General features: G+C 66.3%; 18 protein-coding genes. 7 read left to right on the top strand and 11 right to left on the bottom strand.

What is annotated here, in order from left to right; translation table 11 throughout:
- Positions 1-5: 5 nt before the first annotated feature.
- The 4 genes from AC1DSD_RS18745 to AC1DSD_RS18730 are packed head-to-tail and all read right to left on the bottom strand — an operon-like array spanning position 6 to position 4705.
- Positions 6-2441 (bottom strand): FtsX-like permease family protein, encoded by a 2436-nt coding sequence (locus AC1DSD_RS18745; protein WP_478032227.1) that lies wholly within the window; start codon positions 2439-2441, stop codon positions 6-8.
- Positions 2442-2472: 31 nt separating this feature from the next.
- On the bottom strand, positions 2473-3153 hold the full coding sequence (locus AC1DSD_RS18740) for an ABC transporter ATP-binding protein (protein WP_478032226.1): 681 nt from the start codon (positions 3151-3153) through the stop codon (positions 2473-2475).
- 5 nt (positions 3154-3158) lie between these two features.
- Positions 3159-4484 carry an efflux RND transporter periplasmic adaptor subunit gene (locus AC1DSD_RS18735; protein ID WP_478032225.1) on the bottom strand — a complete coding sequence of 442 codons (1326 nt, stop codon included), beginning with the start codon at positions 4482-4484 and terminating at the stop codon, positions 3159-3161.
- The gene (locus AC1DSD_RS18730) at positions 4481-4705 is read right to left on the bottom strand and encodes a hypothetical protein (protein WP_478032224.1); all 225 of its coding nucleotides are present in this window, start codon (positions 4703-4705) and stop codon (positions 4481-4483) included. The genes AC1DSD_RS18735 and AC1DSD_RS18730 overlap by 4 nt, the downstream gene beginning before the upstream one ends.
- Before the next feature lie 384 nt (positions 4706-5089).
- Between AC1DSD_RS18730 and AC1DSD_RS18725 the strand changes: the two genes are divergently transcribed.
- The gene (locus AC1DSD_RS18725) at positions 5090-6469 is read left to right on the top strand and encodes a sigma-54-dependent transcriptional regulator (protein ID WP_478032223.1); all 1380 of its coding nucleotides are present in this window, start codon (positions 5090-5092) and stop codon (positions 6467-6469) included.
- Positions 6459-7775, top strand: coding sequence for a sensor histidine kinase (locus AC1DSD_RS18720; protein WP_478032222.1), 1317 nt, complete (start codon positions 6459-6461; stop codon positions 7773-7775). The genes AC1DSD_RS18725 and AC1DSD_RS18720 overlap by 11 nt, the downstream gene beginning before the upstream one ends.
- Before the next feature lie 9 nt (positions 7776-7784).
- Here AC1DSD_RS18720 and dinB read toward each other — a convergent pair whose 3' ends face one another.
- Positions 7785-8861 carry a DNA polymerase IV gene (gene dinB / locus AC1DSD_RS18715; RefSeq protein WP_478032220.1) on the bottom strand — a complete coding sequence of 359 codons (1077 nt, stop codon included), beginning with the start codon at positions 8859-8861 and terminating at the stop codon, positions 7785-7787.
- Between the two features lie 100 nt (positions 8862-8961).
- Between dinB and AC1DSD_RS18710 the strand changes: the two genes are divergently transcribed.
- The 3 genes from AC1DSD_RS18710 to AC1DSD_RS18700 all read left to right on the top strand — a co-directional run bounded on the left by AC1DSD_RS18710 (position 8962) and on the right by AC1DSD_RS18700 (position 12049).
- Positions 8962-10449, top strand: a complete 1488-nt coding sequence (locus AC1DSD_RS18710; protein WP_478032218.1) for a S41 family peptidase — start codon at positions 8962-8964, stop codon at positions 10447-10449.
- A 95-nt stretch (positions 10450-10544) separates the two neighbouring features.
- On the top strand, positions 10545-11303 hold the full coding sequence (locus tag AC1DSD_RS18705; RefSeq protein ID WP_478032217.1) for an NUDIX hydrolase: 759 nt from the start codon (positions 10545-10547) through the stop codon (positions 11301-11303).
- A 92-nt stretch (positions 11304-11395) separates the two neighbouring features.
- A complete protein-coding gene (locus AC1DSD_RS18700; RefSeq protein WP_478032278.1) occupies positions 11396-12049 on the top strand; it encodes an extensin-like domain-containing protein in 654 nt (217 codons plus the stop codon).
- Positions 12050-12076: 27 nt separating this feature from the next.
- On the opposite strand, the gene AC1DSD_RS18695 is transcribed toward AC1DSD_RS18700, so the two are convergent.
- From AC1DSD_RS18695 to AC1DSD_RS18685, 3 genes are all read right to left on the bottom strand, one after another.
- Positions 12077-12631, bottom strand: a complete 555-nt coding sequence (locus tag AC1DSD_RS18695; protein WP_066591361.1) for a hypothetical protein — start codon at positions 12629-12631, stop codon at positions 12077-12079.
- A 231-nt stretch (positions 12632-12862) separates the two neighbouring features.
- Positions 12863-13138 carry a hypothetical protein gene (locus AC1DSD_RS18690; protein WP_478032216.1) on the bottom strand — a complete coding sequence of 92 codons (276 nt, stop codon included), beginning with the start codon at positions 13136-13138 and terminating at the stop codon, positions 12863-12865.
- Positions 13139-13270: 132 nt separating this feature from the next.
- Entirely contained in the window at positions 13271-14023 is a 753-nt protein-coding gene (locus AC1DSD_RS18685) for a Bax inhibitor-1/YccA family protein (RefSeq protein ID WP_478032215.1), read from the bottom strand.
- Positions 14024-14154: 131 nt separating this feature from the next.
- On the opposite strand from AC1DSD_RS18685, the gene thpR reads away from it, so the two are divergent.
- Entirely contained in the window at positions 14155-14697 is a 543-nt protein-coding gene (gene thpR, locus AC1DSD_RS18680; protein WP_478032214.1) for an RNA 2',3'-cyclic phosphodiesterase, read from the top strand.
- A 238-nt stretch (positions 14698-14935) separates the two neighbouring features.
- Here the strand turns inward: thpR and AC1DSD_RS18675 are convergent, their stop codons facing one another.
- The gene (locus AC1DSD_RS18675; RefSeq protein ID WP_478032213.1) at positions 14936-15472 is read right to left on the bottom strand and encodes a superoxide dismutase family protein; all 537 of its coding nucleotides are present in this window, start codon (positions 15470-15472) and stop codon (positions 14936-14938) included.
- A 134-nt stretch (positions 15473-15606) separates the two neighbouring features.
- Between AC1DSD_RS18675 and AC1DSD_RS18670 the strand changes: the two genes are divergently transcribed.
- Entirely contained in the window at positions 15607-17109 is a 1503-nt protein-coding gene (locus tag AC1DSD_RS18670) for a DUF4403 family protein (RefSeq protein WP_478032212.1), read from the top strand.
- Between the two features lie 265 nt (positions 17110-17374).
- On the opposite strand, the gene AC1DSD_RS18665 is transcribed toward AC1DSD_RS18670, so the two are convergent.
- Both AC1DSD_RS18665 and AC1DSD_RS18660 read right to left on the bottom strand, forming a co-directional pair.
- A complete protein-coding gene (locus AC1DSD_RS18665; protein WP_478032210.1) occupies positions 17375-18457 on the bottom strand; it encodes a hypothetical protein in 1083 nt (360 codons plus the stop codon).
- 2 nt (positions 18458-18459) lie between these two features.
- Entirely contained in the window at positions 18460-19170 is a 711-nt protein-coding gene (locus AC1DSD_RS18660) for a VC0807 family protein (protein WP_478032209.1), read from the bottom strand.
- Positions 19171-19215 lie beyond the last annotated feature (45 nt).

The following is a 19215-nucleotide window of genomic DNA, read 5'->3' as shown; positions in this document are numbered from 1 at the left end:
TTCTCCTATTCGTAGCGCAAAGCGTGGATGGGGTTGCGACGCGCAACGCGCACCGCCTGGCCAGCGACGGTCGCGACCGCGATGACAAAAGCGAGGCCACCGGCAATGAGAAACGGTGTCGGGGTGAGCGCGATGCGCGCGTCAAACCCGTTGAGCCAATCGCGCATCACCCACCACGCGGCCGGCCAGGCGATGAGATTGGCAATCAGCACGGGCCGGCTGAACTGCGCGACGAGCAGGCGGACGATATCGCGGCTGCGCGCGCCCAGGACCTTGCGGATCCCGATCTCCTTGGTGCGGCGCGCGGTGGCGAACGCGGCCAAAGCGTAGAGGCCGAGACAGGCGATCACGATCGCCAACAGCGAGAAGCTCGCGAACAACGCGGTGCGGGCACGCTCTGCGGCATAAAGGTCGCGGACGACGTCGTCGGTGAAGCGTGCCTCGAACGGGATTTCGGGCTCGAAATGTCGCCAGATCTTGGCGAGCGCAGCCATCACCTCGCCGGGCCGCGCGGCGGCATAGCGGACCAGTACCTGATTGGTGAGGCCAGGGTGATAGGCGTAGACGATCGGGTGGACCGCATCGCGCGCGGTGCCGAACCGCGTGTCCTCGACCACGCCGGCGATCGTCGCGGGCACCCTGGCTGCTCCATCGAACCAGACGTCGATGACTTGGCCGATCGCGGCTTGCGGCGCTTGGTATCCAAGCTTGCTCGCCGCCGCACGGTTGATCGCCACGTTGATCCCGCGGGTGGCGAGTTGGGCCGATGTCTCCTCCGCGATGCGATCGGCGGCCTGGCGATCGCCGAGCATTCGCCCGGCGAGCAGCTTTACATCCATGGTCTGCAGAAAATCGCCATCCACGTTGTAGACCGTCAGCGAGGCATATTGCGACGCACCAGGCGTGCGGGCGAGCCACACCATTTTCTGGGTCGCATCGCCGGGGACGAATCCGGTCCGCCCCACCTTGGTCACCCCAGGGATCGCGAGCATCGCCCGTCGCGCGGCGTCATATTCGCTGCCCTGGGTGTAGCGCCAGGCGTTGGCGATCTGGATCAACCCATCGCGGCGAAAGCCGGGATCGACCTGTTCGACGAAGCGGGTCTGCGACCAGATCACCGCAGTACTGGTCACCAGGCCGATGGCGATGGCGAACTGGACGATGACGAGCGCCATACGCAGCCGTCCACTGCCGGCGGTTTCGGTCGAACCACGATTGCCGTTAAGCACGGGCGCCGGTTTGAACCTGCTCAGATAGAGTGCCGGATATAGTCCGCCGGCTAGGCCGGTAATCGCGAACAATGCCAGTACCGGAAGCAGCATGCCGTCCTTGCCCAGATAGCGGAGCTGCATATCGGCCCCCATCGCCTGTGCGACAGACGGCATCGCGAGCTCAGCGATCGCCATCGCGATCAGCACCGCCACCGCAGCAATCAGTACGTTCTCGGCCATGAATTGGGCGATCAGTTCGCGCCGCCGCGCGCCGAGCACCTTGCGCAACGCCACTTCGCGCGTCCGCTGGAGCGCGCGCGCGGTCGTCAGATTGACGAAGTTCATCACCGCCATGCCGAGCGTCAGCAGCGCGACGACGGCGAAAGTGACCAGCGCGCGCGGATCACCCGCCGGCGTAAGCGCTGCTTCCTGTGCCATGCCAAGATGGACGCCGGTGACCGGCTCCAATCGCAGGTCGAACACGTCGGCCATCGGCACGACGCGCTTCTCCCAGCCCGGGAGTGCCGCGTTCACCATCGCCGCGTCGGCACCGGCGCGCAGCTTGACGTAATGTATCTGGTCGAAATTGCCCCAACCGCGCCGCTCGACGGGCATGTTGGCGGCGTCGCCGCGATACATGATGCCGATACGCAGGCTGGTGTTGCGCGGAAGGTCGCGCAGCACACCGCTTATCTTATAGTCGCGCTTGCCAGAGCCCGCGCCGAGCGTGAAGCGCCTGCCCAGCACGTCGGCGGTGCCGAATTGGCGGATCGCCTCCTTCTCGGTCAACACGATCGAATTGGTGTCGGGCAAGGCAATCGCCGCCGACCCGTAAGCGAACGGCAGATCGAAGACTTTGAAGAAATTGCCGTCGACCGTCGTCGCGTCGATGAACACCGGCTGCCCATCGCGTTCGGTCACGGTCTTGCCCGCCGAAAGCGAAGTGACCGCTTCGACTTGCGGGAATCCGGCGGCAAGCTGTTCCCCGACCGGGAACGCGCTCGCCTGCGTCCGCACATCGGGCTGGCCGGGTGGGTGGATCGTCGTTTGGACCTGAAACAAGCGGCCGCTGTCCTTCAGCCAGCCGTCATAGCTCCGCTCGTACCGAATATAGCCGAGGATCAGCACGCAGCCGGCGAGCGCCAGCGCCAGCCCGCCGATATTGATCGCGGCATAGACGCGATTGCGCATCAGGATGCGGATCGCGATCAGCAGATAATGGCCGAGCATCGGTGCCAATCCTCTACCGCCCCGTTGCCGTTCAGGCCGCGCGGCGCCGTTCCTGGAGGATGCGGCCGTCGAGCATGTTGACGACGCGGCTGGCGTAATCGGCGTGCGACGGCGAGTGCGTGACCATGACGATGGTCGAGCCCTGCGCATTCAGCGTCTGGAGCATCTTCATCACTTCCTCGCCGTGATTGGTGTCGAGGTTGCCGGTCGGTTCGTCGGCCAGGATCAATTTGGGTTCGGCGACGAGCGCGCGGGCGACGGCGACGCGCTGTTGCTGACCGCCCGATAGCTGACTGGGGAAATGCCGCGCGCGGTGCGCGATGCCGACGCGGTCCATTACTTCCTCGGTGCGGCGGCGGCGCTCGGCGGCGGGCACGGCATGATAGAGCAATGCTAGTTCGACATTCTCGCGCACGGACAATTCGTCGACCAGGTTGAAGCTCTGGAAGATGAAGCCGATCGACGCCTTGCGGACTTCCGCCAGCTTGGATTCGGACAGGCCGGCGACTTCCTTGCCGTCGAACACGTAGCTGCCGCTGGTCGGGCTATCGAGCATCCCCATCAGGTTGAGCAAGGTCGACTTGCCGCAGCCCGACGGCCCCATGATCGCGACGAACTCGCCGGGCATGATGTCGAGGTCGATCGCGTCGAGCGCGGTGGTCTCAACGGTGTCGGTGCGGTAGGTCCGCGACAGCGCGCGCATATGCAGCATGGTATTCACTCCTTCGCGTTCGAAAGGTCGAGCCGATCCTTGTCGGCGAAACCGGTATAGGGACTGGTGATCACGCGCTCGCCGGCATCGAGCCCGTCGAGCACTTCGATGAAATCGGGGTTGCGGCGGCCGAGCCGGACCTGCCGCTTCACCGCGCTGTTGCCGTCGGGCGCGACGACGAAGACGTACGCGCCGCCGCTCTCATTGTAGAAGGCGCCATTGGGGATCAGCTTGGCCGGCGCGGGATCGCCGAGCGTCAGCTTTGCTTGCAGCGTCTGGCCGCGCTGCACGCCTTGCGGCTCGTCGCCGAGGAATTGCAGATCGACCTGGAACTGGCCGTTCTGGACCTGCGGATAGATTTTCATCACTCGCGCGCGGAAGGTCTTGCCGTTCCAGTCGACGCTCGCCGACTGATTGACCTGGACGCGCCCGAGATAGAATTCGTCGACGCCGGCCTGGAGCTTGTTCTTGCCCGGTGAGTCGATCTGGCCGATCCGCTCGCCACGCTGGAGCGACTGGCCGATCTGGATCGAGAAGCCCGACAATTTGCCGGTCACCGGTGCTTTGAGGTTGAGCGCATCGAGATTGGTGCGCGCGATGCCCAGACCCGCCGACATCGACTTCATCGATGCCTTTTGCTGGTCGAGCTGGCCCGACTGCAGCCGTTCGTCGCTTGACTGGCTGCGCTGGAGCACCGCGAGGCGGCGCTGCTGATATTGGTAATTGTCGGCCGTGTCGTTGAACTGCTTGCCCGACACATAGCCCTTCGCCGCCAGCGGTGCCTCGCGCTCATATTGGCGGCGCGCCGTGGTCAGCGCGAGTTGGGCATCGAGGATCGCGCGCTCGTTGGCCAGGCGGGTCTGCGACAGCGCCAGCTCCTGGCTGCGCATGTTGTTGATCTGCTGCTCGACCTCGGTCTGGCGCGCGAGCGTCGAGAGCTGAAGTTCGGCATTGGACAGCATCGCGATCGGCTGGCCGGCGACGACATCGGTGCCGTCCTCGACCAGGACCTTGTCGACCCGGCCGCCCTCAATCGAGTCGATATAGACGGTGAGCAGTGGCGTCACCTTGGCGCGTAGCGGGATGAAGTCCTCGAAGCGACCGGTCTGCACGGTAGAGATCGTCAGCCGGTTCTTGGTCACCGTCTGCGACCCCGCGCCGGGCATGAACCACCAGAACAGCAAGGCGAGCACCAGCACAGCGCCGGCGCCGATCGCGATCTTGACGTTGCGCGACAGGCCGCGGCGCTCGACCACCTTGTCCATCTGGCTGCCGCTGACCGCCCGGTCAGGGGTGGCGGACGCCGCCGCCTTCAACGACGCGATATTCACGAACGCTCGCTCCCGATTTGCAGCAGGAATAAAGAGTGTCCGTTTCCGGACACGGGTGTCCGGAAACGGACAGTGTCACTCTGGAGCGAGAAGGCGATCCGGACCGAGGAAATCTGGATCGCGCCGCTCCAGTGCGACGCCGGCTGAAAGAACAGCACCCAGCTCACGCCGAGTAACACGAGCACCGTGAGGAGTTTGCGGTTGGCTGCCGTGTCTTTCATCGGTTCTGTCCACTTGATTAGGTTGCCAGTACCTCAGCAGGATGCGTGCCAATTGGGTTTGGGTGGTGCTGGCCAAGCCTTCTTTCCCGTCGTCACTCCGGCCTTGCGCCGGGGTCCGCCGCGCCTCCGGGTATGACCGCCGTTGGGCATACCAGCCTCTCCCCGTCATGCCGGGCTAGTCCCGGCATCCACCGTGCCCTGCACCCCTCACCTTGGGATACGCGGCACGGTGGACCCCGGCACAAGGCCGGGGTGACGCTCTTGGGAATCGGGCCACGATTTCCTTTCCCGTTGGCCGCAGGGGATATCCGAACGCTCCCCCAAAACCCTCTGGCACGGAAATTGATTGTCCGTATTCGGACAGTGGCTGTACGGAAGCGGGCAATGGCGGCACCGGAATTCGATCTCTGCATCATCGTCGACGACGACGAGGATATCCTGGTGGCGGCGCGGCTCGCGCTACGCGGGCTGTTTCGCGAGTTGATCACCGTGTCGTCGCCCGAGCGCGCGATCGCCGCCACTGCCGGGCGCCAGCCCGACGTCATCCTGCTCGACGCCAATTTCGCGCGCGGCGCGACCGATGCGCGCGAGGGGCTCGCATTGCTCGATCGGCTGCTGACCAACGATCCCGAGGCGATCGTGGTAATGATCACCGCGCATGCCGGGGTGAATGTCGCGGTCGAGGCGATGAAGCGCGGCGCGACCGATTTCGTGTCGAAGCCCTGGGAGAATGAGCGGCTGGTCCAGACGGTGCGCACCGCCGCCGCGCTGCGCCAATCGCGCGCCGCCGCCGATGCGCCGACGCCGACGCCGGCATCATCGAGCGCGGCGCGCGGGCCGTCGCCGCTGATCGGCAGCGCCCCCTCGATGGCGCGCGTCCATTCGCTGATCGCGCGCGCGGCGCCGACCGAAGCGAACGTCCTGGTGCTCGGCGAAAACGGTACCGGCAAGGAATTGGTCGCGCGTGCGCTGCACCAGCAATCGCACCGCGCCGATCGCGAGATGGTGACCGTAGACCTCGGCGCGATCGCGACCGAGCTGATCGACTCCGAATTGTTCGGCCATATCAAAGGCGCGTTCACCGACGCGCGCACCGATCGCGTCGGCCGCATCCAGGCGGCCGATGGCGGCACCTTGTTCCTCGACGAGATCGGCAATCTGCCGCTCCATCTGCAGCCCAAATTGCTGACCGTGCTCGAACAGCGCAAGGTCACCCCGGTCGGGGCGAACCAGCCGATCCCGGTCGATATCCGGGTGATCGCGGCGACCAATATGACCCCGGCGATGCTACGCGACGAGCGCCAGTTCCGTCAGGACCTGCTGTTCCGGCTCAATACGGTGGAAATCGACCTGCCGCCGCTGCGCGACCGCCGCGAGGACGTGCCGGCGCTGATCGATCATTACCTCACTCTCTACGCCGAGCGGTACAAGCGACCGCGCCCCGAATTGTCGCCACAGGCGCTAGGAGCGCTGGTGGCGCATGACTGGCCCGGCAATGTCCGCGCGTTGCGTCACGCGGTCGAGCGCGCGGTGATCCTGGCCGGCGATGGTCCGCTGGAGACCGACGCCTTCGCCCTCGCCCCAACGGCGATGCCACGGGTCACCGCCGAGCCGGTAATGTCGGACCTCAATCTCGACCGCGTCGAGCGGCGGCTGGTCGAGGAAGCGTTGAAGAAGCACGGCTATAACATCTCGTCCGCCGCGCATGAGCTCGGCCTGTCTCGGGCCGCGCTGTACCGCCGAATGGAGAAGCATGGGCTTTGACCGCCGCTTCGCGCTGATCCTGGTCGGCTGGCTGGTCGCCTGCCTGCTAGCGCTGATCGCGCTGACGGTGGCGATCGCGACCCCGGGTCTGGCCGCGGTCAGGATCGTCGCCGGCCTGCTGGTGCTCGGCATGGTGGGCGGCCTGCTCCACCATATCGACCGCACCAATCGCACCGTCGCACGCTTTGTCGAAGCCTTGCGCTACGGCGATTTCTCGACCCGGTTCGACGGCCGCGGCGGCGCCGGGTTCGACACCTTGGGCGGCGCACTCGACGCGGCGATGCGCGGGCTGCAAGCGCAACGCGACCGAACGGTCGAGGAGTTGCGCTTCCTCGAAGCGCTGACCGACGATGTTCCGGTGGCGCTGCTCACGGTCGATGCCGATCACGGCGTGACCTTGGTCAACAAGGCGGCGCGACGCCTGTTCGCCGCGCACCAGGGTACCCGGCCGGAGGATTTCACCGTTTATGGCGAAACCTTCGCGTCGCGCCTGGCCGATGGCGCCGCGCCCGCGGCCGAATTGCTGTTGCTGCGATCGGCGACCGGACCGCAGCGCGCGATCGTGCGCAATGCCTCGCTCGAGCGGCTGGGGTTGACGACGCGCGCGATCACGGTCGAACCGGTCCAGGGCACGCTCGACGCGATCGAAATGGCGGCGCAGACCGACCTGGTCCGCGTCCTGACGCACGAAATCCTCAATTCGCTGACGCCGGTGACCTCGCTGGCGTCGAGCACGGCAGAGGTGCTGGCCGAGCAGGAGCCCGATCTCGATCTCGCGCGCACCGCCGCCGGAACGCTCGCGCGCCGCGCCGAGGGGCTGGAATATTTCATCCGATCCTACCGCGCGGTCGCGCATGTTCCCGACCCACGCCGCCAGCGGTTCAAGGCGGCATCGTTCGTCCGCGACCTCGAACGCCTGTTCGCCGCTGAATGGCCCGACATCGCGCTCAAGACCGAGGTGACGCCCGATCTCGAACTCGATGCCGATCCCGATCTGCTCGCCCAGGCGCTGATCAACCTGTTGCGCAACGCCGCCCAGGCGACGCGCGAGCGCGACGAGCATCTGCTGGTCGAACTGCGGTTGCTCGGCGACCGCACAGGGACGCGCATCCTGGTGGCGGATCGTGGTCCGGGCGTGCCGGAGGCCATGCGCAACGAGATCTTCCTGCCGTTCTTTACGACAAGGGCCAAGGGCACCGGCGTCGGCCTCAACCTGGTACGCCAGATCGTCATCGCGCATGGCTGGACGATCGAGGTCGGCGAAGGTCCGGAAGGCGGCGCGGAGTTCAGGCTGTTCGTGCGCTGACCGACGCCATCAGGAAATCGTGTCGGGAAGCAGATTCAGCTCCGGCTCCCCTGCCCCCTCTTCTTCCAGCGTCGCCAAGGTCACCCCGACGAGCCTGATCCCCGCCCGCAGCGGAAACAACGTCGCCACCAACCGTTCGGCCACCGCGATCAGATCGGCATGGCTGGCGATAGCAACGCTCAGCGTTTTGCTCCGCGTGACGATGCGGAAATCGGCATAGCGGACCTTCACCACCACGGTCTTGCCCGTCGTCCGGGTTCGCTCGCACCATGCCCAGACCTGATCGGCCATCCGCCGCACCTGCTCGATTACCTGGTCCGGCGTGGTCAGATCCTGTTCGAAGGTGGTTTCCGAGCCCGATGATTTACGCGGCCGGTCGGGGGTGACCTCGCGGTCGTCCTCGCCATGGGCGATCTTGTGGTACCACAGCCCCGATTTGCCGAAATGCGCCTGGAGGAACGCCGGATCGCGTTCGCGCAGATCGGCGCCGGTGACGATCCCCAGCCGATTGAGCTTCTCCGCGGTGCGCGGCCCGATGCCGTGGAAGCGTCCGACCTCCAGGCCGGCGACGAACTCGGCGCCGGTTCCGGGCGGGATGACGAATTGCCCATTGGGCTTGTTGTGGTCCGAGGCGAGCTTGGCGAGGAACTTGTTGTACGAAACCCCCGCCGAAGCGGTCAGCGCGGTCACGTCGAAGATGCGCGCGCGGATCTCCCGCGCGGTGGCGGTCGCCGAAGGCAGCGCGCGCAGATTGGCGGTGACGTCGAGATAGGCCTCGTCGAGCGACAACGGCTCGACCAAAGGGGTATAGTCCTCGAATATCTCGCGAATCTGGCGCGACACGCTGCGATAGACGTCGAACCGGTGCGGCACGAAGATCAGATCGGGGCATCGGCGTATGGCGACGACCGATGGCATCGCCGAGCGCACGCCGAACGTGCGCGCCTCATAGCTCGCCGCCGCGACGACGCCGCGCCCGGTCGCCGATCCCACCGCCACCGGCCGCCCGCGCAACGCCGGATCGTCGCGCTGTTCGACCGAGGCGAAAAAGGCATCCATGTCGATATGGATGATCTTGCGTACCACAATGGACGAAATGACGCCCCCTCATGCCCTTGGCAACCGTCGGCGACCGGCGCAGGATGGTGCCGGGGCTCGCGAGAGGCGCCGGGTTGAGAGGGGTCATATGAGAAATAATCGCTTTGCCAGGGGCTTGAGCGCGATCGCCGCGCTCGCGATGGTTTCGAGTTGCGGCGGTGGCGGATCGGCGAGCGGAACCGGAGGAACCCCGACCCCTACCCCCAGTCCGACGCCGACCGCGACTCCGACACCGACGGCTGCGGGCTGCACATTGCGCGAGCGCCAGGATTGGGCCTTCGCGCAGCTCAAGGAATGGTATCTGTTCCCCGACACGCTGCCGGCAAGCCTGGACCCGACGCCCTATACATCGGTCGAGGATTATATCGACGCGCTGACCGCGACCGCGCGCGCGCAGCACAAGGATCGCTATTTCACCTATCTGACCTCGATCGCCGAAGAGGATGCCTATTACAATTCGGGATCGAGTGCTGGCTTCGGCATCCGGTTGGGGTTGACCAGCAGCAACCGCCTGTTCGTGACCGAAGCATTCGAGGGCGGGCCCGCGCTCGCGGCGGGGATCGATCGCGGGACGGAAATCGTCGCGATCGGCACCAGCAGTGCGAACCTGCGCAACGTCACAGACATCATGGCGACGTCCGGTTCCGCCGGGCTGACCGAGGCGCTGGGTCCCGACACAGCGGGCACGTCGCGCGTATTGCGGATAACGTCGTTGACCGGCGCGACTAGCACCGTCACCGTGACCAAGACCCAATTCGCGCTCGACCCGGTGTCGAGCCGCTATGGCGCCAAGATCATTTCCGATGGCGGGCAGCAATTCGGCTATATCAATCTCAGGACCTTCATCAATCCGGCCGAGCAGCCGCTGAAGGACGCCTTCCTGCGGTTCAGGACCAACGGCATCACCAACATCATCATCGATCTGCGCTACAATGGCGGCGGGTTGATCTCGGTCGCCGACCTGATGGGCGACCTGATGGGGGCCAACCGCGCGCCGACCGACGTCTGGGAATACATGACCTTCCGTCCCGAAAAATCGGCGTATAACAGCAACCACACCTTCACGCCGATGTCGCAGTCGATCGCGCCGACCAAGATCGCGTTCATCGGCGGCGGCGGCACCGCGTCCGCGAGCGAGCTCGTGATCAACGGCATGGTGCCCTATCTCCACGCCAATGCCGCGCTGATCGGCTCGAACACTTATGGCAAGCCGGTCGGCCAGATCGCGCTCGACAAGACCGCGTGCGACGACCGCTTCCGCGTCATCGCCTTCGCGATCCAGAACGCGGCGCATAACGGCGCTTATTATGACGGCCTCGCCAGCTTCATGGAGGCGAGCTGCCAAGCCGGCGACGACATCTCGTACCAGCTCGGTGACCCGAACGAGCAATCGACCCGTCGCGCGCTCGATTATCTGGAAGGCAAGAGCTGCACCCCGGTGACGGCAAGCACCGGCGCACCCGGTACCGCATCGCAATCGAGCAAGACCCAGCTATCGGTGATGGAACAGTCGCGCCAATTGCTGACGCCCGATCGGCCGTCGACCCCGCAGCGCGAAGTGCCGGGGCTGTTCTAGAAGCCGAAGCGAAAGGACGCTATCGGCGAGCGATCGAGCGAGGGGGAGGTCGGCAAGAGGTTGCGACGGACTGGCTACGGCTTAAGTTGGCCGCAATGCCCGAAACCCAGTCCCCCATTCCCGCCGCAACCCTGATCCTCTTGCGCGATCGCGGCGGCATGCCGCCGGAAATCCTGATGGTCGAGCGCGCCAAGGCGATGGTGTTCGCCGGCGGCGCGCTGGTCTTTCCGGGCGGGCGAGTCGATCCCGGCGACCGGGCGCTGGCGGCCGAACTCGGTCGGGATGCCGAGGATGCGCCGGCGCGGATCGCAGCGATCCGCGAAACGATCGAGGAAGCGGGCGTGCCGGTGGGGCTCAGCCCGGCACCCGACGCTGCGACGCTGACCGTGCTGCGCGAGGGTCTTCATGCCGGCGAGGCGTTCGGCCTGTTGCTCGATCGCCATGGTCTGTCGGTCGATCTCGACGCCTTGACCTGGTTCGCGCGCTGGCTGCCCGCGCATGCCCATATGCGGATCTTCGACACACGTTTCTACCTCGCCCGAGCGCCCCAAGACGCCGCCGCAGCGACGGTCGATGCCACCGAGAATGTGCGCCTGTTCTGGGCGAGCGCAGCCGAGGTGCTTGCCGAGTGCGATGCCGGCCGCGCGACGGTGATCTTCCCGACCCGCCGCAACCTCGAACGGCTGGCGCAATATGACAGCTTTAGCGAAGCCGTCGCCGCCGCGCATGCCTTCCCGCCACGCACGATCACGCCGTGGAGCGAAGAGCGGGAGGGCGTGCCGCATCTCTGCATTCCCGACGATCTCGGCTATCCGGTAACGAGCGAAGCCCTGACCAGGGCGATGCGGGGATGACACGCCGCCGCAGGCGTCGCGCGCGCCGGGCGCGCCGTGCCCAACGGCGCGGTTGGACCACGCTCGCCATTTTCGCCGCATTGTTCGTCCTGATGCTCGGCGTACTCCATTTTCGCAATCGGCCGCAGGATCTGCCCTGGACGGCGCTCGATCTCGGCCAGCCGGTAGGGCTGTTCACCGGGAGCAAGCTTGCCGCGCTCGACGGTGATTATCCGCAATGCCGCGCGCTGCTGGAACGTGCCGGCGTGCACTTCGCCGAACTCGAGCCGATCGAGAAAGGACAATGCGGCTATGCCGATGCGGTGCGGCTCGATCCCGGCGGCGCCCGCGCGATCGGGTTCGATCCGACCAAGCCGGGCATGGCATGCCCGGTCGCCGCGGCGCTATCGATGTGGGAATGGAATGTCGTCCAGCCCGCCGCCTTGCGCCATTTCGGCAGCCGCGTCGCGACGTTCGAGCATTTCGGGACGTATAATTGCCGCCCGATCGCGGGCAGCACGCATCTCAGCCAGCATTCCTATGCGCGGGCGATCGACATTGCCGGGTTCGTGCTGGCGGATGGGCGGCGGATCACGGTCGCGCGCGACTGGCAGGGGGATGACGAGAAAGCGGCGTTTCTGCGCGAGGTTCGCGATGGCGCATGCGGGCTGTTCTCGACCACTTTGTCGCCCGACTATAACGCCGCGCATCACGACCATCTGCATCTCGACGAGCAGCCGCGCGGCGGGTGGCGGGCCTGTCGCTGAGGAGCGTCAGGCCCGCCTGAAGGAAGTTCAGTTCGGCAGTGCTGCCGAGGTGTCGACCTTTTCGACCCAGGCCGGGAAGAAGCTCGGCTGACGGTTCGACCAGCCGGACGCGGTCGCCGCGGCCTCGCTGATCGACTGCAGCAGCTTGCGGCGCAAATCGGGGTGAAGGTGCGGCAACGCCGCCGCCGCGCAGAAGGCGCCGGGCAGCCACGGCCGAACCTCGGCACCGATCAGGCGCTCGTAGAGGAAGCGATAGGCCGAGAAAGTGGTCAGCCGGCCCTGCCCCAGGTCGAACGCGCTGACCGTGATCAGCGGCGCCATGAAGATCTCGACCGAGTCGAGCCCGCTATCGTCGGGGACGATCGTGCGAATCTCGTCGAGCCGGTCATAGACCCGCGCCTGGGCGCGAATCGATGCCGCCTCCACGGTATCGCGCGACCAGCGCGACAGCGCGTCCTCACGCTCCAGCCCGACATCCAGGCTGCGGCGCACATAACGCTGCGTCGCTGCTGAAAAGCCCGCGAACTCTTTAATCTCGGCCAATGTCATCGCGCCGTCGGCCGGTCTCTTGCTGGCACTCATCTCGAACACCCCACCCGCTTACCAATGGAAGGGCATCATGCGCTCAGATGGTTAACGCCATGCTTAACGCGTCGTCGCCCTGCGTTAAGCATGGAATCATAGACTGTGTTGCGGCGCAACAAAGTTTGCGACGAAGCGAGCTCTACGCGCAGATCGGTCAAAAAGTGAGGGTTTTGGGCAACGCTTTGTTACGCCGCCGGCGTCCCGGGTGTCCGTCGCGACGTTGGCGGGTCAGCTATCCTGCTGCCGCTCCGCCTCGGCCGCTTCGTCGAAACCGGAGGATTTGGGCGGCTCGCCCTTGTCGCCGGGTTGCGTCGCCGATGGCGGGTCCGAGGCATCCATCGATTCGTCGAGGCCCCGGTCGAGCTGGGCGTCCTGGTTCTCGGGGTCCTTATCGAGCCGCTTCTGGATCGATTGGTCCTGGCCGGCGTCCTGGCGCGGGTCCTGTGCGACATGCTCGGCGCCGTCGGTCTTGCCGTCGCGCTCGATTGCTTGATTGTCGGTCACGTCACCCTCCTACTCGGCCCGAATGGACCTGATGTTACGCAAGCAAAACGTACGGGTGACGGGTGATGTTCCAACGAAAAGGCCCGGCGAATCGCTTCGCCGGGCCAATTTTCGCGTCGCTGTCGCGTCCGGTTAGTTGCGGCTCGAGCCGAACAGGCGGAGGATGAACATGAACATGTTGATGAAGTCGAGATACAGGCTAAGCGCCGCCATGATCTTGGCGCGTCCCTCATCGGCAGTCCCCGCCACATAGCTGTAAATCGCCTTGGTCCGTTGCGTGTGCCACGCGGTGAGGCCGGCGAAAATCAGCACGCCAACGACACTGATGACCATATCCATCGGCCCCGAGTGCAGAAGGAACTGGTTAACCGCCATCGCGACGATGATGCCGATCAGGCCGACGATCATGAACGACCCGACTGCCGTCAAGTCCCGCTTAGTCGTGTAGCCGTACAGGCTGAGCCCGGCAAAACCGGCCGCAGTGGCGAAGAACGCGCCTGCGATCGACGAGGTGGTATAAGCGATAAAAATTGTCGAGAGCGACGCGCCGAGCAGGGTCGCATATGTCCAGAATAACGCCTGAAGCGTGCCCGCCGACATGCGAGACTGCCCAAAGCTCATCGCGAAGACGATCCCCACCGGCGCCAGCGCGACAATCCAGCCGAGCGGCGACAGCCCGCGCGTCTCCATATTGACCAGCACTTGCCACGCGCCCGTATAGGCGACACCCAGCGCAACGACGCCGGTCAGTAGCACGGCCGAGGCCATGTAATTATAGACCGACAGCATGTACGCCCGCAGTCCCTCGTCATACGCGGCGCCGCGCGTGTCGACCGCCGCACCGAAGGGCGCCATGCCGGAACGGGGATCAGACCAATTGGCCATCGAAAACTCCTTTGCCCGGCCACAACGGCCGGATGCGGCCAATATCGTTGGTCCTGGTGCGCTATTCAAGCGAAACACGACATGCAGCAACATTCGGAAACAATCGGCAAATGGGTTAAGGACGTTTGGCCATGCATCGCCTGTTCGTCGCGCTCCGTCCGCCGCCCGACATCCGCCGCCGCCTGACCGAGCCGATGGGCGGCGTTCCCCATGCGCGCTGGCAGGATGACGAGCAGCTTCACCTGACGATCCGCTATATCGGCGAGGTCGACCGCCCGATGGCCGAGGATATCGCGCTGGCGCTGGGTCAGGTCCATGCCGCGTCACCGCGCGTGGCGATCCAGGGTGTCGGCGCGTTCGACAAGAAGGGGCGAGTCGATGCCTTATGGGCAGGCGTCGCGCCGCACGACGGCCTGGCGCGGCTGCACAAAAAGGTCGACCAGGCGCTGGTCCGGCTGGGCCTGGCGCCCGAGGGGCGCGCTTACCTGCCGCATATCACGCTCGCGCGCGTTCCGCGCACCGCGGGGTTCGGGCCGGCGATCGAGCGCTGGATCGCCGATCATGCGGCATTTTCGAGCGAGGTCTTCGAGTTCGGGCATCTGACGCTCTACCAAAGCCACCTGACTGGGGAAGGCGCGCGGTATGAGCCGATCGCGCGCTGGGCGCTGGATTGAGCACTAACGTCATCCCCGCGAAAAACGCCTCCGTTTGAAGATTTAGAAGGGATCGACTTCGCACCCCAATTCGTCATGCCGGGCTCGTCCCGGCATCCACCGGGCAGCTAAGCCTAGCCCTTGAGCCTCGTGTCCCGCGCTTGCGGCACGGTGGACCCCGGCACAAGGCCGGGGTGACGCTGGGAGTTGGGCGCGCTGAACATCGATCCGCCCCAAATACGGGGACGTCGTCTAAGCCCTACCCCTTCGCCAACACCCCGCAAGCGACCCGCGCCCCGCTATTGCCCGAGGGATCGGTCTTCAAATCGTCGCCCGCCGCATGGATGACCATCGCCGCGCCGTCGGCATCCATCAGCGCGTCGAAGCTCCCGCCGGCCAGCCGCGTGGTCAGCGTGCCGCGCCCGTCGGCGCCGATCATCAAATTGGGCATGTCGCCTTCGTGCGGGCCCTGCGGGTTCATCGATCCGTGCTTCATGTTGGTCGGGTTCCAATGCCCGCCCGCGCTGGCGAAATCGGGCGCCTCGCACTTGCCGACGGTATGAAGATGCGCGCCGTGCATCCCGGGCGGCAGATCGCGGGCATCGACCGACACGCTGAGGCCGCCATCGACTTCGCGCACCGTCACCTTGCCGACGTCCTTGCCCGTCGCGGTCATCAGAGTCGCGGTCGCGATCCGACCGGCGGCCACGGACGGGGCTTCCGTGCTCGTCCCGTTGGTCGTGCATCCCGCCAGCATTATCGGTGCGAGCGTCATCATCGCCGCCAGTCCGCGCATCCCGTTTCTCCCTGTGGTCCGATCGCGACAAGTATCGGCGCGGCGCGATTGTTCCGCAAGCGTCGCGCGGCAGCGATTTTGCTCGCGGCCCGCTTGCCCCATGCTATCGGTGAGGGCGACAGGGAGAACCAAATATGCGCGGCAAGTGGTTGCTGTTGCTGACGATCGCGCTGGCGGCATGCGGCCGCGACGAGAACGATCCGCGGCCGCCGCGGGTCGATACCGCGCCGGTGATGCCGAAGCTCGCCTCCACCCTGGTGGTGCCGGTCGACGTGCGGCTCGCCGACCTGGAGAGCGAGCTCAACCGCGCCACGCCGCAGACCTTGTGGTCGATCGACCAGCGCGAGGAGAAATGCGTGCCGGCGCAACGCCTGACCGCCTGCGCGATCAAGCGCAAGGACGGCAGCTGCCGGATCGGCATCAAGAAGCTGAAGGTCACGCCCGATCTGTCGTGCCGCATCGTCGGCCAGGTGACGCGCGGACGCATCGCGTTGGGCGGCAGCGGGGGCGATATCGTCATCACCTTGCCGGTCCGCGCCACGGTCAGCGCGCAAGACGTCGGCGGGATCATCAAACGCGAGACCGCGACTGGCGCCGCCAGCGTCCGCGCGGTGGCGAAATTGGGCATGACTCGCGCCTGGCAACCGACCGCGACGGTGCGCATCGCCTATGACTGGACCAACCCGCCCGGCGTCACGATCCTGGGCAAGCGCATCACCTTCGTCAGCAAGGCCGACGCCAAGCTGGCGGGGGTGATCGCCGGGCTGGAACGCAGCCTGCCGCAGCAACTCGCCAAGGTTCAGGTGCGCGACAAGGTGGCGGCGGCCTGGCGCGGCGCGTTCAGCACCTTGCTGCTCAATCGCGACAAGCCGCCGGTGTGGATGCGCGTCACCCCGCAGCGGCTGGGGGTGCAGGGCTATAGCGTGCAGGGCCGCAACCTGCTGCTGACCATCGCGGCGGAAGCGAATGCGGAGACCTTTGTCGGGATCAAGCCCGACGCGCCGCCCCCCGCGCCGCTGCCCCCGGCGTCCCCGCGCATCGGGCAGCGCGGCCTAAGGTTCAACATCCCGGTGCTCGCCGATTATGGCGAGCTGGAGCCGGTGGTCGAACGCGCGCTGGCCAAACGCGCCGCACGGGGCATCAATTTGCCCAAGCTCGGCGCGGTCGATGTCAAATTCGGCGACGTGACGATCTACGCGACCGAGAATGGTCGGCTCGCGGTCGGCGTGCCGGTCCGCGCGAAGCTGAAGAGCGGCTATCTGGGCGAGCGGCGCGGCGAGGTCTGGCTGACCGGCCTGCCGTTCAACGAGCCCGATTCCGAAGTGATCCGGGTCGACGCCTTGCAGATCAAGACGCGCAGCGACAGCAAGGCGGTCGACCTGATGGTCGCCTTGTTCACCGATCCCGAGACGATCGGCTCGATCCAGGCCGCGCTGACCGAGAATTTCGCCAAGGATTACGATCACGTCCTGACCGCGGCGCGCCGCGCCTTGGCCGAGCGGCGCGAAGGCGATTTCCAGCTCACCGCCAAGATCGACGAGGTCCATCATGGCCGGATCATGGTGACCGGCGGCGGGCTGTTCCTGGCGGTCGAGGCGCGCGGGGCGGCGAGTGTGCTGTATCGGCCGCGGCGGTGAGTGGGCGGGTTAGCTTGGTTGGGGACTCATATTCCCGTCGTCATCCCCGCGGAATCCTGCCGTCACCCCAGCGCAGCCTCCCGTCACCCCAACATACTCCCGTCACCCCAGCGAAAGCTGGGGTCTCTGGCGAAGGCGCGATACTGCTTGAGATCCCAGCTTTCGCTGGGATGACGAAGTAGGTGATGCACCTCCGCGCCTCCGCGCGACCCCTCTTCCCTTCTTAGCGCCTTAGCGTCTTTGCGCGAGAAAACCCCGACCGACCTCAGTCCGCCGGACACGCCCCATCCCGCACCCCACTGACACTCCCCACCCCGAGCACGATCTTGGCCCGCCGCTCGAACGCCAGCGCCTGCCACCGCCCGCTATTCCCAACAGCAGTACGGCTGCGCAGGAAGGTCAGGCTCATCAGCTCGTACTGCTCCGGATCGATCCGCCCGGCATCGATCAGGCAATTCCACGCCGCGACGTTCCATTGCCAGTCGTGCGCTATGCCGTCCGCGTCGATCGTCCGCGCCAGCGCGCCATACCAGTCGACGATCGCGCGCAGCCGCGGCCAGCGCTCGGCCTCGGGCATCACCGCCAGCTTGGCGCGGAGCCGCGCGATATCCTCGTCGGCGGGAAAGCCGCCCTGCTGCACGCGCGTGTCGATCGCCCAGCGCACCTTGCGCATCGTGATCGGCTCGCCAGCGAAGATCCGCAGCACATCGAGCCGCACCTGATCGAGCAAGGCGATATAGGCGTCGCTCTGCACCTGGAGCATCGCGTCATTCTCGAACAACGCGGTCAGCTCGGCGGCGAGCACCGGCGACAGCGTGCCCTTGGCATCCTCCGCTGCCAGGATCGCATCGCGGCATTTCTGCGCGATCGGCACCGCGAGGCAATCCTTCGAGAACAGCAATTTGCCATAGATCGGCGCTAGCGCGTTGCGCGTCCGTTTGAAGTCGCGCCGATGCCGGAACTGCTTGCGCCACGCGGCAAGCACCGGCTGCAGGCTGCCCGTCCCGAAATTCCACTGCGCCATCCCGACCGAGATCAGCTGGCTGTCGAAATTGCCGGTCGGCGTCGCCCAGCAGCCCGAGGTCTCCGGGATCGAGGTCTCGTGCATCCGCGCGAAGATCGCGGCGCGGTCGAGCCCGATCTCGGCGAGCCGCGCGACGGCGGCGGGATCGATGCGGATACTGGGCGTGTCGGCGACGGGGCGGCAGGGAGGCGGTTCCTGCGGCGCGGCCGGTTCAGCTGACTGCGGCACGGGCAACGCAGGCGCAGCGCCCGGCCCGGTCTGCGCCAATGCGGGAGAGCCCAGCGCGACCAGCATCGCTACCGCTGCCGCTGTCAGGTGCCGCATCCTCACCCGCCCCCGCCGGCTTCGGCGCCGGCCGCACCCTGCGCCATCGCCGCGCGCCGCGCCTCACCGCGGCGCCGCGCGCGCTGGCCGTATAGGAAGGTCCACAGCGTCAGCGCGCCCATCGTGGCGTAGCCGACGATCGGCCCGACGATCAAATAGGTGCGGATGCTCAGCGCAAAGACCAACGCCACCGACACCGCGACATTGGCGAGCAGGCCCAGGCCCCATACCAGGGTCATCACCGTCATCGTGCGGCGGAAACCGGCATGGACCTGGAGCGCCTCGAACTCCTGCGCCTCGTCCGCCGACTTGCGCATCATGCTCGCCCGCGCGAGCTGGTAGATCAGCGGCTTGCCGATCAGCGCCGAGCCGAGAAAGACCAGAGCGATCACTCCGGTGACGAGGTTCTCGCGCAGCTGCAGGAACTTGGGCCCGCCGCCGCCGATCATCGCCAGCAGCGACAGCACGATCCCGGCCACCACCAGCACCGACAGCGCATCGACCCGGCGGTGGCGCGCGAACTCGACCAGGCTCCACGCGATCGGCGGCGCCGACGAGAGGAGCAGCGCGCGGACGTCCCCGAGCGAGGCTTCGGCGTAGGAGTAGATCACGAAGGGCAGGATGAAATTGACCAGCGCCTCGACGAGGAGGTGGCCGCCGTTGGTGCGGAGGTAGGTTAGGATGCGGGGAATCACGCCGTCACTCGCGGTCACTCGGGGCTCCTCGTTGGTCTGGCCATGAGAATAAGGCAGCGGGCA

This window comes from Sphingomonas sp. P4_D12 (assembly GCF_056401895.1).
This window is presented reverse-complemented; position numbering and strand designations above follow the sequence as displayed.